This is a genomic window from Pseudomonas akapageensis, assembly GCF_011355085.1.
Taxonomy (GTDB): Bacteria; Pseudomonadota; Gammaproteobacteria; order Pseudomonadales; family Pseudomonadaceae; genus Aquipseudomonas; species Aquipseudomonas akapageensis.
This window is the reverse complement of record NZ_VXCP01000056.1, coordinates 1-15,087: the sequence shown is the minus strand read 5'-3', so window position 1 is coordinate 15,087 and position 15,087 is coordinate 1. Positions and strand designations below refer to the sequence as shown.

At 60.3% G+C, this 15,087-nt stretch carries 15 protein-coding genes; 12 read left to right on the top strand and 3 right to left on the bottom strand.

The features are described 5' to 3' along the window. Positions 1 to 1,305 (top strand): guanine deaminase, encoded by a 1,305-nt coding sequence (gene guaD / locus F2S13_RS26865; RefSeq protein WP_166366658.1) that lies wholly within the window; start codon positions 1 to 3, stop codon positions 1,303 to 1,305. A gap of 65 nt (positions 1,306 to 1,370) precedes the next feature. Here the strand turns inward: guaD and F2S13_RS26860 are convergent, their stop codons facing one another. Beyond that, the gene (locus tag F2S13_RS26860; protein WP_166366649.1) at positions 1,371 to 2,141 is read right to left on the bottom strand and encodes a GntR family transcriptional regulator; all 771 of its coding nucleotides are present in this window, start codon (positions 2,139 to 2,141) and stop codon (positions 1,371 to 1,373) included. A gap of 360 nt (positions 2,142 to 2,501) precedes the next feature. On the opposite strand from F2S13_RS26860, the gene F2S13_RS26855 reads away from it, so the two are divergent. Further along, a complete protein-coding gene (locus tag F2S13_RS26855) occupies positions 2,502 to 3,851 on the top strand; it encodes an NCS2 family permease (RefSeq protein WP_166366647.1) in 1,350 nt (449 codons plus the stop codon). A 310-nt stretch (positions 3,852 to 4,161) separates the two neighbouring features. On the opposite strand, the gene uraH is transcribed toward F2S13_RS26855, so the two are convergent. Continuing rightward, positions 4,162 to 4,515: a hydroxyisourate hydrolase gene (gene uraH, locus F2S13_RS26850; protein ID WP_166366645.1), complete on the bottom strand. Its 354-nt coding sequence runs from the start codon at positions 4,513 to 4,515 to the stop codon at positions 4,162 to 4,164. 386 nt (positions 4,516 to 4,901) lie between these two features. On the opposite strand from uraH, the gene puuE reads away from it, so the two are divergent. The 8 genes from puuE to F2S13_RS26810 all read left to right on the top strand — a co-directional run bounded on the left by puuE (position 4,902) and on the right by F2S13_RS26810 (position 12,710). Beyond that, positions 4,902 to 5,831: an allantoinase PuuE gene (gene puuE, locus F2S13_RS26845; RefSeq protein WP_166366643.1), complete on the top strand. Its 930-nt coding sequence runs from the start codon at positions 4,902 to 4,904 to the stop codon at positions 5,829 to 5,831. Next, positions 5,828 to 6,343, top strand: coding sequence for a 2-oxo-4-hydroxy-4-carboxy-5-ureidoimidazoline decarboxylase (gene uraD, locus F2S13_RS26840; RefSeq protein WP_166366641.1), 516 nt, complete (start codon positions 5,828 to 5,830; stop codon positions 6,341 to 6,343). The genes puuE and uraD overlap by 4 nt, the downstream gene beginning before the upstream one ends. A gap of 37 nt (positions 6,344 to 6,380) precedes the next feature. Then, entirely contained in the window at positions 6,381 to 7,376 is a 996-nt protein-coding gene (gene alc, locus F2S13_RS26835; RefSeq protein WP_166366639.1) for an allantoicase, read from the top strand. A 126-nt stretch (positions 7,377 to 7,502) separates the two neighbouring features. Continuing rightward, a complete protein-coding gene (locus F2S13_RS26830) occupies positions 7,503 to 8,006 on the top strand; it encodes an ureidoglycolate lyase (protein WP_166366637.1) in 504 nt (167 codons plus the stop codon). 48 nt (positions 8,007 to 8,054) lie between these two features. Further along, entirely contained in the window at positions 8,055 to 9,380 is a 1,326-nt protein-coding gene (locus F2S13_RS26825; RefSeq protein ID WP_166366635.1) for a urate hydroxylase PuuD, read from the top strand. 190 nt (positions 9,381 to 9,570) lie between these two features. Continuing rightward, the gene (locus F2S13_RS26820) at positions 9,571 to 10,926 is read left to right on the top strand and encodes a nucleobase:cation symporter-2 family protein (protein WP_166366633.1); all 1,356 of its coding nucleotides are present in this window, start codon (positions 9,571 to 9,573) and stop codon (positions 10,924 to 10,926) included. Between the two features lie 413 nt (positions 10,927 to 11,339). Next, the gene (locus F2S13_RS26815; protein ID WP_166366631.1) at positions 11,340 to 12,125 is read left to right on the top strand and encodes an outer membrane protein OmpK; all 786 of its coding nucleotides are present in this window, start codon (positions 11,340 to 11,342) and stop codon (positions 12,123 to 12,125) included. Positions 12,126 to 12,329: 204 nt separating this feature from the next. Further along, the gene (locus F2S13_RS26810; protein ID WP_166366629.1) at positions 12,330 to 12,710 is read left to right on the top strand and encodes a profilin; all 381 of its coding nucleotides are present in this window, start codon (positions 12,330 to 12,332) and stop codon (positions 12,708 to 12,710) included. Here the strand turns inward: F2S13_RS26810 and F2S13_RS26805 are convergent. Further along, complete coding sequence (locus F2S13_RS26805) at positions 12,700 to 13,626, bottom strand: DUF808 domain-containing protein (protein WP_166366627.1); 927 nt, start codon at positions 13,624 to 13,626, stop codon at positions 12,700 to 12,702. The two genes, F2S13_RS26810 and F2S13_RS26805, sit on opposite strands and share 11 nt — an antisense overlap. Positions 13,627 to 13,808: 182 nt before the next feature. On the opposite strand from F2S13_RS26805, the gene F2S13_RS26800 reads away from it, so the two are divergent. Both F2S13_RS26800 and F2S13_RS26795 read left to right on the top strand, forming a co-directional pair. Beyond that, entirely contained in the window at positions 13,809 to 14,252 is a 444-nt protein-coding gene (locus F2S13_RS26800) for a DUF3757 domain-containing protein (RefSeq protein ID WP_166366625.1), read from the top strand. Between the two features lie 118 nt (positions 14,253 to 14,370). Then, a complete protein-coding gene (locus tag F2S13_RS26795; protein ID WP_166366623.1) occupies positions 14,371 to 14,979 on the top strand; it encodes a TetR/AcrR family transcriptional regulator in 609 nt (202 codons plus the stop codon). Positions 14,980 to 15,087 lie beyond the last annotated feature (108 nt).

The window sequence follows — 15,087 nt, the reverse complement described above, 5'->3', positions numbered from 1 at the left end:
ATGAGCCTGACCCGTAAAGCCTACCGCGCCGCCATCCTGCACAGCCTCGCCGACCCTGCCGAAGTGGGTATCGAGGCTTCCTATGAATACTTCGCCGACGGCCTGCTTGTGGTCGAAGACGGCAAGATCAGTGCCGTGGGCCCGGCCGAGGTGTTGCTGACCAGCCTGCCCGCCGACGTCGAGGTCGTGCACTATGAGGATGCGCTGATCACCCCGGGTTTCATCGATACCCACATCCACTTGCCACAGACCGGCATGGTCGGCTCCTACGGCGAACAGCTGCTGGACTGGCTCAACACCTACACCTTCCCGTGCGAACGCCAGTTCTCCGACAAGGCCCATGCCGATAAAGTCGCGAAGATTTTCATCGAGGAACTGCTGCGCAACGGCACCACCACTGCCCTGGTGTTCGCCAGTGTGCACCCGGAATCGGTGGACGCCTTTTTCGAAGAAGCCGAGCGCCTGAACCTGCGCATGATCGCCGGCAAGGTGATGATGGACCGCAACGCCCCGGACTACCTGACCGACACCGCCGAATCCAGTTATGTCGAAAGCAAGGCGCTGATCGAGCGCTGGCACGGCAAGGGCCGACTGCATTACGCCGTGACCCCGCGCTTCGCCCCGACCAGTACGCCGGAACAGTTGACCCTGGCCGGGCAATTGCTCAGGGAATACCCGGATCTGTACATGCAGACCCACATCAGCGAAAACCTCAAGGAAATCGAGTGGGTCAAAGCGCTGTTCCCGGAACGCAAGGGCTACCTGGACGTCTACGACCACTATCAGTTGCTCGGCGAGCGCTCGGTGTTCGCCCACGGCGTGCACCTGTGCGACGAGGAATGCCAGCGCCTGGCCGAGACCGGCTCGGCCATCGCCTTCTGCCCGACCTCGAACCTGTTCCTGGGCAGCGGCCTGTTCAACCTGCCGATGGCCGAGAAGCACAAGGTCAACGTCGGCCTGGGCACCGATGTCGGCGGCGGCACCAGCTTCTCGCTGTTGCAGACGCTCAACGAAGCCTACAAGGTCATGCAACTGCAGGGAGCACGCCTGAGCCCGTTCAAGTCACTGTACCTGGCCACCCTGGGCGGCGCGCGTGCCCTGCGCCTGGAAGACCGCATCGGCAACCTGCAAGCGGGCAGCGATGCCGACTTCGTGGTGCTGGACTACAACGCCACACCGCTGCTGTCCTACCGGATCCAGCAGTCGCGCAGTATTGAGGAGACGTTGTTCGTGTTGATGACGCTGGGGGATGACCGGACGGTGCAGCAGACCTTTGCGGCTGGCAGGCTGGTTCATCAGCGTTGAGAGATCCCTGCGGCCGCTGCGCGCCCGAGCGCAGCGGCCGCAGGATCTCGAATCACAAGCAGCATTCAGCCCTTGACCGAAGACCCCGCCCGCCCAGCCTTCTTGGTCTGCAACAAATGCGAAAACACCGCATGCAAATCATCCGACGCGCCTTCCTCATCGAGGTTGAGCTTGCTGTCGATATGATCCATGTGGTGCATCATCAGGTTCACCGCCAGCACCGCGTCGCGGGCTTCGATGGCGTCGATCAGTTGGGTGTGTTCGTCGTAGGAGCAGTGCGAGCGGTTGCCGCTTTCGTACTGGGCGATGATCAGCGACGTCTGCGACACCAGGCTGCGCTGGAAGCTGATCAGCGGTGCGTTCATGGCCGCTTCCGCCAGCTTGAGGTGGAACTCCCCGGACAGGCGGATACCGGCACCACGATCGCCACGGGAAAAACTGTCGCGCTCATCGAGCACCATCTGCCGCAACTCGGCGATATGTTCAGCCGTAGCGTGCTCCACCGCGAGCTCGGTGATGGAGCGTTCGACCATGCGCCGCGCGAAAAACACCTGGCGGGCTTCTTCCACGCTCGGGCTGGACACCACCGCTCCCCGGTTCGGCCGCAACAGCACCACGCCTTCATGGGCCAGGCGCGACAACGCACGGCGGATGATGGTGCGACTGACGCCGAAAATCTCGCCCAGGGCTTCCTCGCTCAACTTGGTTCCCGGCGCCAGACGCTGCTCGAGGATCGCCTCGAAAATATGCGCATAGACGATGTCGTCCTGGGTTCCGCTGCGCCCGGCCTTGCCGGCACGCGATGGTTTCTTGAGAGGTTGCAACTGATCGTTCATGGGCACTCGAGGGCAAAGATTCCGGCAGTGGGACCCTGACTGTAATACCAGGCAAAGGGTCGATGACAAGCCTTGGGTGAAAAATACAGGTAAAGCTACGGGCACATTGTACACAGCAGCGGCCATTTCTGCAGGCTGTGATGGCACTTATAACGCCAATAACAAAAAATTGCAGACAAACGCAAAAACATTATTTGCTTTATTTGTATACAAAAGCATAATCCTTTCGTGCAACATCCTGACCCGCAGGTCAATAAATGGTCTGGATGACCGCGCCATCCCATTCGCCTCACAGATCCCCCTAGTGCAAAGCGCAGGACCGGTTCTGAAAAACAAGAAAAGTCTTGAGGAGTACATGCTGTGGAAAGTCGCAAATCCGAAGCCCCTACGCTGGATCTCGCCCCGCCATTGAGTAGCAATTGGCTGGAGCGGATTTTCAAACTCAAGCTGCATGGCACCACCGTCAAAACCGAATTGATTGCAGGTCTGACGACCTTCATTACCATGGCCTACATCATTTTCGTCAACCCGAACATCATGGCCGATGCCGGGATCGATCATGGCGCAGCCTTCGTCGCCACCTGCATCGCCGCAGCACTGGGTTGCCTGCTGATGGGCCTGTATGCCAACTGGCCGGTGGGCCTGGCACCGGGCATGGGGCTCAATGCGTTCTTTACCTACACCGTGGTCGGGACCATGGGGTACAACTGGGAAACAGCCCTTGGTGCCGTATTCGTTTCCGGCGTGCTGTTCATGTTCCTGACCTTGTCGCGGGTCCGCGAATGGCTGCTCAACAGCATTCCGGTGAGCCTGCGTCATGCCATGGGTGCGGGGGTCGGGCTGTTCCTCGGCCTGATCGGCCTGAAGACTGCCGGCATCATCGTCGACAGCCCGGCCACTCTGATCAAGCTCGGTTCGCTGCGTGAAGCAGGGCCACTGCTGGCCGCCATGTGCTTCCTGATGATTGCGGTGCTGAGTTACCACCGCGTGTTCGGCGCGATCCTCATCAGCATCATTACCGTGACCCTCGCCGGTTGGGGCCTGGGGCTGGTGGAATATGGCGGCGTGTTTTCCATGCCACCCAGCCTGGCACCGACCTGGATGGCCATGGACGTGGCCGGCGTGTTCAACGTCAGCATGATCAGCGTGGTGCTGGCCTTCCTCTTCGTGCACATGTTCGACACCGCCGGCACCCTGATGGGCGTCGCCCAGCGGGCCAACCTGGTGAACGCCGACGGTCGCATCGAAAACCTGTCCCGCGCCCTCAAGGCCGACAGCGCCTCCAGCGTGTTCGGCGCCGTGGTCGGCGTGCCACCGGTCACCAGCTACGTGGAAAGTGCTGCAGGCGTGGCCGCCGGTGGCCGCACCGGTTTGACCGCCGTCGTGGTCGGCATCCTGTTCATTGCCGCCATGTTCTTCGCGCCACTGGCCGGCATGATCCCCGCCTACGCCACCGCCGGTGCATTGATCTATGTAGCCATGCTGATGATGGGCGGCATGGCCCACATCAACTGGGAAGAATCGACCGACTGCATTCCCGCAATCGTCACCATGATCATGATGCCGCTGACCTTCTCGGTCGCCGACGGTATCGCCCTGGGCTTTATCAGCTATGTGGTGCTCAAGGCCGGTACCGGCAAGCACAAGGAAATTTCCCTGAGCCTGTGGGTGCTGTGCGCGATCTTTATTGCCAAGTTTGTGTTCTTGTAAACGCTGTAAGCGGTAGCAAACCAAGCCTCACCTTCGGGTGGGGCTTTTTGCATTATCTCGTTTATCTCGTTCCCCACGCTCCGCGTGGGAATGCCGTGCCAGACGCTCTGCGTCGACCTTCAAGATCCCGACGCAGAGCGTCTCTGGATGCATTCCCACGCAGAGCGTGGGAACGAGGAAGCGCAAGTCCCCTGTGGGAGCTGGCTTGCCAGCGATCGACCGCAACGCGGTCGCACAAAATCGAGGGCATAAAAAAGCCCGCCAGTGAGAGCGGGCAAAAACCAACGAAGTTTCGGACCAGAAACCGGGACTAGCTACCCCGATACGTGGAATAACTGTACGGCGAAATCAACAACGGCACATGGTAGTGATCCTGCTCGGCGCTGATGCCGAAGCGCAGGACTACCACATCCAGAAAAGCCTGTTCGGGCAACTGCACGCCCTTGGCGCGGTAATAGTCGCCGGCGGCGAATTGCAGCTGGTAGACGCCGCTGCGGTAGTCATCGCCTTGCAGCAGCGGTGCGTCGCAACGACCGTCGCTGTTGGTCAGAGCGGTGGCGACCAGCTCAAGCTGCTGGCCTTCGACGCGATAGAGCTCGACCTTGATCGAGCTGCCGGGGCAGCCGTGGGCTGCATCCAGTACGTGCGTGGTCAAACGTCCCATTGGGTGGCTCGCTTTATCAAATCGGTTGCAAAAATACCCAGGCCGCGCCGTTACGGAGCACGAGCGGCGTCGGCAGCCGGATTATTAAGACATTTTTCGGAAATATTGTACACAATAAATCGCGCATTTTTATGCCCAGACCGATCCTCGCCCGCCGGTCGGCTAAAACGACCTAAAATCAGGCCAGTCGTGCATTTCAACGATTCAACTTGACCGATCAGGCAAGTTTTTTGCAACCTATTTCCCTGACAGCTTCGCAAAAGAAATGCAAAAAAACAGGCTTACAAAATGGATATAAAGTTGTATACAATCACTCCATCGCCGTGGCCCACACCCCTCAGCGGGTAGCCACGCCCCTGTTACCACGAACAAGAAGGAAGACTGCAGTGAGCGCTGACTACCCACGCGACCTGATCGGTTACGGCAACACCCCTCCCCATCCACAGTGGCCGGGGAATGCCCGTATCGCCCTGTCGTTCGTACTCAATTACGAAGAAGGTGGCGAGCGCAATATCCTGCACGGGGACAAGGAGTCCGAAGCCTTCCTCTCGGAAATGGTGGCTGCCCAGCCGCTGCAAGGCGCGCGCAACATGAGCATGGAATCGCTCTACGAGTATGGCAGCCGTGCCGGTGTGTGGCGCATCCTCAAGCTGTTCAAGGAATTCGACATCCCGCTGACGATCTTCGCCGTGGCCATGGCCGCCCAGCGTCATCCGGACGTGATCCGCGCCATGGTCGACGCTGGCCACGAAATCTGCAGCCACGGCTATCGCTGGATCGACTACCAGTACATGGATGAGAACCAGGAGCGCGAGCACATGCTCGAAGCCATCCGCATCCTCACCGAAATCACCGGTGAACGCCCGCTGGGCTGGTACACCGGCCGCACCGGCCCGAACACCCGTCGGCTGGTGATGGAAGAAGGCGGTTTCCTCTATGACTCCGACACCTACGACGATGACCTGCCCTACTGGGAAGGCAACAACCCGACCGGCAAGGCGCACCTGGTGATCCCCTACACCCTGGACACCAACGACATGCGCTTCACCCAGGTCCAGGGTTTCAACAACGGCGAGCAGTTCTTCCAGTACCTCAAGGATGCCTTCGACGTGCTCTACGCCGAAGGCGCCGATGCCCCGAAAATGCTCTCCATCGGCCTGCACTGCCGCCTGATCGGCCGCCCTGCCCGCCTGGCCGCGCTGAAAAAATTCATCGAATACGCCAAGAGCCATGACCAGGTCTGGTTCACCCGGCGCGTGGATATTGCCCGTCACTGGCACGCCACCCACCCTTTCAACGCCGAGGCCGCGCAATGAACCGCTTTCAGACCCTGACGCCGTCGACCCTCGATCGTGCAAGCTTCGCCCGGGCGTTCGCCGATATCTACGAACATTCGCCATGGGTGGCCGAAAAGGCCTTCGACCTGGGCCAGGGCCCCGAGATCGACGTGATCGAAACCCTGCACCAGCGCATGAGCGATGTGCTGCTGAGCGCCGATCATGCAAGCCAACTGGCCCTGATCAACGCTCACCCGGACTTGGCCGGCAAAGCCGCCGTGCAAGGCGAACTGACCGAGGCCAGCACCAACGAACAAGCCGGCGCCGGCATTCACCAATGCACGGCCGAAGAGTTCCAGCGCTTCACCGAGCTGAACGACGCCTACAAAGCCAAATTTGCCTTCCCCTTCATCATGGCGGTGAAAGGCAGCAACCGGCATCAGATTCTCGCCGCGTTCGAAACGCGTATCCATAACTCGGTCGAGGCCGAGTTCAAGGAAGCACTGGCGCAGATCAACAAGATCGCCCTGTTCCGCTTACTGCAGCTTTAGTGCATCCAAAGCCACTTATTCAAGGCAGACCAGAAAAATGAAAGCATACGCCGTACCCTTCGAGAAGTTCGTCAACCTGGCCGACGCGCGCCTGGGCACCAAAGCCATCTCGGTCACGGATGACTGGTTCGCCGACGTCAACCGCCTGTTCCAGCCGACTCCTGCGGTGTGGAAGGAAGGCGTGTTCGACGACAACGGCAAGTGGATGGACGGCTGGGAATCGCGCCGCAAGCGTTTCGAGGGCTACGACAGCGCGGTCATCCGCCTGGGCGTACCGGGTTCGATCAAGGGTGTGGACATCGACACCTCCTTCTTCACCGGCAACTTCCCACCGTCGGCGTCCCTGGAAGCCTGCTTCGTGGCTGAAGGCGCCCCCACCGAGCAGACCCAGTGGGTCGAAGTGCTGTCTGCCGTGGAGCTTTCAGGCAACAGCCACCACTACCACGAAATCAGCAACGACCAGGCCTTCAGCCACCTGCGCTTCAACATCTACCCGGATGGCGGCGTGGCTCGCCTGCGCGTGTACGGCGTGCCGTTCCGCGACTGGTCGGCCGTCGGCGACAACGAACAGGTCGACCTGGCTGCCGCACTCAACGGCGGCCGCGCCCTGGCCTGCTCCGACGAGCACTTCGGGCGCATGAGCAACATCCTCAACCCGGGCCGTGGCGTCAACATGGGCGACGGCTGGGAAACCGCACGTCGTCGCACCCCGGGCAACGACTGGGTCATCGTCGCCCTGGGCCATGCCGGCATCGTTGAACAAGTGGTCGTCGACACCCTGCACTTCAAAGGCAACTACCCGGACAGCTGCTCGATCCAGGGCGCCTTCGTCAAGGGCGGCACCGACAGCCAGATCGAAACCCAGAGCCTGTTCTGGCGTGAACTGTTGCCGAGTCAGAAACTGGAAATGCACCAGGAGCACAGCTTCCAGGAGCAGATCAAGGATCTGGGGCCGATTACCCACATTCGCCTGAATGTATTCCCGGATGGTGGGGTTAGCCGTTTGCGGGTATTGGGCAAGGTAGCTAAATAGCGTCGCCCCTATCGCTGGCAAGCCAGCTCCCACAGAGATCGGCGCCGAACACTGATCCTGTGGGAGCTGGCTTGCCAGCGATGCGATAGAACAAACAACACAGAACTCAAACTTAAGAAGAACAGCATGCGCACACTAGTGATTGAGCCCCTGACCAAAGAAGCCTTCGCCCCTTTCGGTGACGTGATCGAAACCGACGGCAGCGACCACTTCATGATCAACAACGGCTCGACCATGCGTTTCCACAAGCTGGCGACGGTAGAAACCGCGCAGCCCGAGGACAAGGCGATCATCAGCATTTTCCGCGCCGACGCGCAGGACATGCCCTTGACCGTCCGCATGCTGGAGCGCCATCCGCTGGGCAGCCAGGCGTTTATTCCGCTGCTCGGCAACCCCTTTCTGATCGTGGTCGCGCCACTTGGCGATGTACCTGTATCAGGCTTGGTCCGCGCCTTTGTCAGTAATGGCAGGCAGGGCATTAATTACCATCGCGGCGTCTGGCACCACCCGGTGCTGACGATCGAAAAGCGGGATGACTTCCTGGTGGTTGATCGCAGTGGCACAGGCAATAACTGCGATGAGCATTTTTTCAATGAGGATGAGCTGCTGATCCTCAACCCCCACCAATAAGAGAAGGCCTGGCCATCGACCGACGGTGACAGGCAAGAGGTAAGTACTGTGGAAGCACATCTGATTGAATGGCTGAACCTGAGCGTGCGCTGGGTTCACATGATCACGGGCGTGGCCTGGATCGGCGCTTCGTTCTACTTCGTATGGCTGGAAAACAACCTCAATCGCGTCAACCCCAAGGACGGCCTGTCGGGCGATCTCTGGGCGATCCACGGTGGTGGTATCTACCACCTGGAAAAATACAAGCTGGCTCCGCCGAAGATGCCGGAGAACCTGCACTGGTTCAAATGGGAAGCCTATTTCACCTGGATGTCGGGTATCGCGCTGCTGTGCGTGGTGTTCTACTCCAACCCCACCCTGTACCTGCTGGCCCCTGGCAGCACCCTGAGCGGCGCTGAAGGTATCGCCATCGGTGTCGGCTCGCTGATCGCCGGCTGGTTCATCTACGACTTCCTCTGCGACTCGCCACTGGGCAAACGCCCTGCCCTGCTGGGCCTGGTGCTGTTCGTGCTGGTCATCGCTGCCTGCTTCGGCTTCAGCCAGGTGTTCAGCGGTCGTGGCGCCTACCTGCACACTGGCGCGATCATCGGCACCATCATGGTCGGTAACGTGTTCCGCATCATCATGCCGGCCCAGCGTCAGTTGGTAGCCGCCATCGAAGCCAACCAGACCCCGGATCCGGTCCTGCCGGCCAAGGGCCTGCTGCGCTCGCGGCACAACAACTACTTCACCCTGCCGGTGCTGTTCATCATGATCAGCAACCACTTCCCGAGCACCTACGGCAGCCAGTACAACTGGTTGATCCTGGCCGGTATCGCGGTGGCTGCGGTGTTGGTGCGTCACTACTTCAACACCCGTCATGAAAGCAACAAGTACGCCTGGACCCTGCCGGTCGGCGCCCTGTCGATGATCTGCCTGGCTTACGTCACCGGTCCCGCACCGATGCCGAGCGCGCCTGAGCAGGCTGCCGCGAAAATCGAGTACCAGCCGCTGCCGGAAACCGCCCAGGGCGGCAAGCGCGCCAGCGAGAAGGCTGCGGAACAAGCTGCCGCACCTGCTGCTCCTGCCACTGCCCCGGCTGCCGAACAGGCACCTGTGGCAGCAATGGATGACGCTGGCTTCAACAAGATCCACAGCGTCATCCAGGAACGTTGCGCCGTGTGCCATTCGGCCAAGCCGACCAGCCCACTGTTCAGCACAGCTCCGGCAGGCATCATGTTCGACACCCCGCAACAGATCCAGCAACTGGCACCGCGCATCCAGGCCCAGGCCGTGGCCAGCCAGGTGATGCCACTGGGTAACATCACCAAGATGACCCAGCAGGAACGCGACATGATCGGCGCCTGGATTGCCAAGGGGGCGCCGACCAACTGATGTAAACGGCAGCCTTGATTGGCCCCCTGTAGCCGCTGCCGCAGGCTGCGCTGAGGTCCGCAGGACCTCCCGGCGATCTTGAGATCGAGCGCCCCTTGCAGGGGCGAGCGCAGCCTGCGGCAGCGGCTACGGGCGCCCAGCCAGACAGCGTAGAAATGCTGAACAATAAGAACAAAATCCGAGGTGTTGCATGTCCGAGTCACTCAAGGCGCACGTCCCTCCTGCGCCACCGCGACAGCCCCTGCCATTGCTGCAACTGATCCTGGTGGGTATACAGCATGTGCTGCTGATGTACGGAGGCGCCATTGCGGTGCCGCTGATCATCGGACAAGCCGCCGGCCTCTCCCGTGAAGAAATTGCCTTTCTGATTAACGCCGACCTGCTGGTCGCCGGCATTGCCACCATGGTGCAATCGCTGGGTATCGGCCCTGTCGGTATTCGCATGCCCGTGATGATGGGTGCCAGTTTCGCCGCCGTCGGCAGCATGGTCGCCATGGCGGGCATGGACGGCGTCGGCATGAGCGGCATCTTTGGTGCAACCATCGCTGCCGGCTTCTTCGGTATGTTGATTGCCCCCTTCATGTCCAAGGTCGTGCGTTTCTTCCCGCCCCTGGTCACCGGCACGGTGATCACTTCCATCGGCCTGTCGCTGTTCCCGGTGGCAGTCAATTGGGCAGGTGGCGGCAGTGGCGCGGCGCAATTCGGCTCGCCCATCTACCTGGCGGTTGCCGCCCTGGTGCTGGCCACCATCCTGCTGATCAACCGCTTCATGCGCGGGTTCTGGGTCAATGTCTCGGTACTGATCGGCATGGGCCTGGGCTACGGCATCGCCGGCATGATCGGTATGGTCGACCTCAGTGGCCTGGCCGAAGCACCATGGCTGCGAGTGGTCACCCCGCTGCATTTCGGCATGCCGACCTTCAGCCTGGCGCCGATCCTGTCGATGTGCCTGGTGGTGGTGATCATTTTCGTCGAGTCCACCGGGATGTTCCTGGCGCTGGGCAAGATCACCGACCGGGAAGTCACGCCGGGCATGCTGCGTCGTGGCCTGTTGTGCGATGCGACCGCTTCGTTCTTCGCCGGTTTTCTCAACACTTTCACCCACTCCTCCTTCGCCCAGAACATCGGCCTGGTGCAGATGACGGGTGTGCGCTGCCGCTACGTGACAGTCGTGGCCGGGGGCCTGTTGATTGGTCTGAGCCTGCTGCCCAAGGCGGCCTACCTGGTCGCGTCGATTCCGCCCGCGGTACTGGGTGGCGCAGCCATCGCCATGTTCGGCATGGTCGCGGCGACCGGCATCAAGATTCTCCAGGAAACCGACATCAGCGACCGCCGCAATCAGTTGCTGGTGGCCGTCAGTGTCGGCATGGGCCTGATTCCGGTGGTTCGTCCGGAGTTCTTCGCTCATATGCCCCATTGGCTGGAGCCCATTACCCACAGTGGCATCGCCATGGCAACCCTCAGCGCCCTGCTCTTGAACTTGCTGTTCAATGTGCTGGGCGGTGCCGAGCGCCAGGCACTCGAGCACGCGGTACAGCATCATTGACCCAATCGGGGCAGCGGTCCGGATGACGCTGCCCTTTGGTCAGGTTTTTGACCAAATGCTCCACTTTTACGCGCCCGATCCATGATGTAACACTTGAGCAGTCACCCGCGAGCCAGTATTCTCCGCGGCCGCTCAAGCTAGGCGCAAAGAATCTCGCCCGAGATTACTGACCGATCAGTCAAGCGGACCATCGGTTGGTATGCGTCAAAGTCAGCACGTACATCTTTCCTCTGTTCAGACCTTTGTCGAGCAGGATATCTGCGGCCGATCCAGCGTTCAGGCCCAGCTCTTGCCAAAAAAGTGCGGCCAGATGAAAAAAACTGACTCGAAAGACAGCTTTACCTGAAAAAGGCGCCGAATGAGAGCGCTGCAAGGCACACAAAACTAGAACCATTCATCCTGGGAGCAACCGAATGAAGCGTATTTTCTCGAACCTGATGTTGGCTGGCAGCCTGTTGGCCGCAGGCCAGGCCATGGCCGGCGACTGGGTGCAGTGGCAGGACAACAGCCTGACCTACCTGTACGGCAAGGACTACACCGTCAACCCACCAAACCAGCAGACCTTCACCTTCGAGCACGCCGACGGCTGGAAGTACGGTGACAACTTCCTGTTCATCGACAAGACCTTCTACAACGGCAAGGACGATTCTCAGAACGGCAGCAACTCCATCTACGGTGAAGTCAGCCCACGCCTGTCGTTCGGCAAGATCTTCGATTCGAAACTCGAGTTCGGCCCGATCAAGGACGTGTTGCTGGCCATGACCTACGAGTGGGGCGAGAACGACGTCGAGTCGTACCTGATCGGCCCGGGCTTCGACCTGGCGATCCCGGGTTTCGACTACTTCCAGCTGAACTTCTACCAGCGCAACACCGAGGGCGACCGTCCGGGTGATGACGTCTGGCAAATCTCCCCGGTCTGGTCCTACACCATTCCCGTGGGCAGCTCCGACATCAAGATCGACGGCTTCATGGACTGGGTCGTCGACAACGACGAGAACAGCCGCAGCACCTATCACGCCAACCTGCACTTCGTTCCCCAGATCAAGTACGACCTGGGCAAGGCGCTGCACATGGGTGAAAAACAGCTGTACGTCGGTATCGAATACGACTACTGGAGCGACAAGTACGGCATCGTCGACACCTCCTCGTTCGACACCAACCAGAACACCGCAAGCGTACTGGTCAAGGTGCACTTCTAAGTGATCGCCTGAGTGCGTATGGCCTGCGTCACTCGCAGGCCATAGGGCTTAAAGAGGAAATGCGGCAAAGCGATTAAAAACAGCTTGGTTATCGCCAACCAGACTAATAAAACCGAAAAAACTGTCATTTCTGACAGTAGCCAAGGTCTTGGGAATTCCCCAAAGATAGGCCAGTCACCCACTGGTAATTTCTGGAGTCTGGCCATGAACACCTGGCAATCTTATGTGGACCTGAATCTTGTGGGGGCTGGGCTGGAGCACGCCGCCATCCTGGGGTACGACGGCCAGGTCTGGGCATGCTCGGCCGGCTTTGCTCCCAGCCTGGAAGAGATTACCGTCCTGCACTCTCTATTCGATTTGCCACTGTCGGCTTTGCGATACGGCTTCATACTCGACCGCCGCAAGTACTTCACGCTGTACGTCAACGCCCATGGCCTGCTTGGCCGAAGAGGCTCCAGGGGCTGCGTCTGCATCAAGACCCCTGAAGAGCTGGTGATCGGTGTCTATAACGAGGAGCTGCACGGCAGCAAGGCGCTGAAGATCGTCGAAACCTTCACCGACTATCTGCGTATTCTCAGCTTCTGAACGCCCGCCAAAGCTTGCCGCCGGCCATGACCAGCGCCAACACCAGGGCGCCGGCCACCACGCCGGCCAGGGCGCTGAGCAAAGTCGGCACGATCACCGTCAAGCCGCCCACCACCGGCTCCAACCGTTGCGTGACCGCTTCAATCCCATGATGAGCGGCCGGGATGCCGTGGGTCAGAATCCCGCCACCGACCATGAACATCGCCGCCGTACCGATCACTGACAGGCTCTTCATCAGGTACGGTGCCGCCCGCAGGATCGCGCCGCCGATGGCCTGGGATATGCGCCCGGACTTCTGACTCAGCCACAGCCCCAGGTCATCGAGCTTGACGATGCCGCCGACCAGGCCGTAAACCCCGATCGTCATGACGATGGCGATGCCCGAGAGCACAATGATCTGCTGGGTCAGGGGCGAGTCGGCGACAATGCCCAGGGTGATGGCGATGATTTCCGCCGAGAGAATGAAATCGGTGCGCACCGCGCCTTTGATCTTGTCCTTTTCGAACGCCACCAGATCGACGGCCGGGTCGGCCACCACCTCGGTCAGTTCGGCATGCTCGGCGTCGTCTTCAGCCTTGCTGTGGAGGAACTTGTGCGCGAGCTTCTCGAAGCCTTCAAAGCAGAGGAAAGCGCCACCCAGCATCAACAATGGCGTGACGGCCCAGGGGATGAAAGCGCTGATGGCCAGTGCCGCCGGCACCAGGATCAGCTTGTTGATAAACGAGCCCTTGGCCACGGCCCAGACCACCGGCAGCTCGCGGTCGGCGCGTACGCCCGAGACCTGCTGGGCGTTAAGCGCCAGGTCATCGCCGAGCACCCCGGCGGTTTTCTTCGCGGCCAGCTTGGTCATCACGGCCACATCGTCGAGCACCGTGGCGATGTCGTCGATCAGTACCAGCAAGCTACTTCCTGCCATGTGCTACTCCATAAAAATCATTCATTCAGGCTGATTCAGTGCCTGGTCAGGACCGTACTACACCGTGATCTGAAAGTAACTACGGCATATGAGGGAACCTGCCTGCATCCACTCAGGTTCTCCACTCCTAAGATGAGGACGCCGCAAGGCTGCGGCTTCCTGAACAAACTATGGAGAAGTAAATGCTCAAACTCAAACCCACCCTGCTTGTGCTGCTGCCTGCCCTATTCGCGGGCAACGCCTTGGCCGGCACCGTCGAGTTCTGTCCGAACCCGCGCGAGATCCAGAATACCAACGGCGTTCTGACCGTAAAGACCGAGAACGGTAAGGGGGAGTGGCTTGGCGTCCTGCAAAATCCGAACACTTCCGTGACGACTTTCGACAACGCCATATTCTACCCTGCCAATGGCAATGCCGAAGACGTCGGCAGACTACGCGCTTGCACCTTCAACACGACAGACGCCCAGAAGGTGGATATGCGCTATCGTCCGGATGTCCAGCCTGATATCCCCGTCCGCTTGAAATGGCCGCCAGCCTGGGAGAAAAAGGAAGGCCCCTTCGGGCTCGTCTACTTCGAATGCACCAGCCAGGAGCTCCAGGGCTGCGCGTTCGAGGAAGCCAGGTAGCCTGCCAGCCTGTGTCCCGGCCACGCCTCGCACCTGGACGGGACTGTGCCACAGGTGCTCTAACCCGACGATCTTTGCTACCATCCGCGCTCGCAGCGTCAAAGGACCGTCCAGCACCATGAGCACCATTCGCGAACGCAATAAAGAACTGATCCTGCGCGCAGCCAGTGAAGAGTTCGCCGACAAGGGCTTCGCCGCCACCAAGACCAGCGACATCGCGGCCAAGGCCGGGCTGCCCAAGCCGAATGTCTACTACTACTTCAAGTCCAAGGAAAACCTCTACCGCGAGGTCCTGGAAAGTATAATCGAGCCGATTCTGCAGGCGTCCACGCCGTTCAATCCGGAGGGTGAGCCCAATGAAGTATTGAGTGGCTACATTCGCTCGAAAATCCGCATTTCCCGCGACCTGCCCTTCGCCTCGAAAGTGTTCGCCAGCGAAATCATGCACGGTGCGCCACACCTGAGCCCCGACCAGGTCGAGCAACTCAACGCCCAGGCCAAGCACAACATCGACTGCATCCAGACCTGGGTCGACCGCGGCCAGATCGCGCCGATCGAGCCCAACCACCTGATGTTCAGCATCTGGGCCGCGACCCAGACCTATGCGGATTTCGACTGGCAGATCTCGGCGGTGACCGGCAAGGCCAAGCTGGACGATGCCGATTATGAAGCGGCGACGCAGACGATTATTCGGTTGGTGTTGAAGGGGTGTGCGCCGGAGGTTTGATCCGGGGCCCCTCGTTCCCACGCTCCGCGTGGGAATGCATCCTGCGACGCTCTGCGTTGAGCTCGTGACGATCGACGCAGAGCGTCTGGCGAGGCATTCCCACGCGGA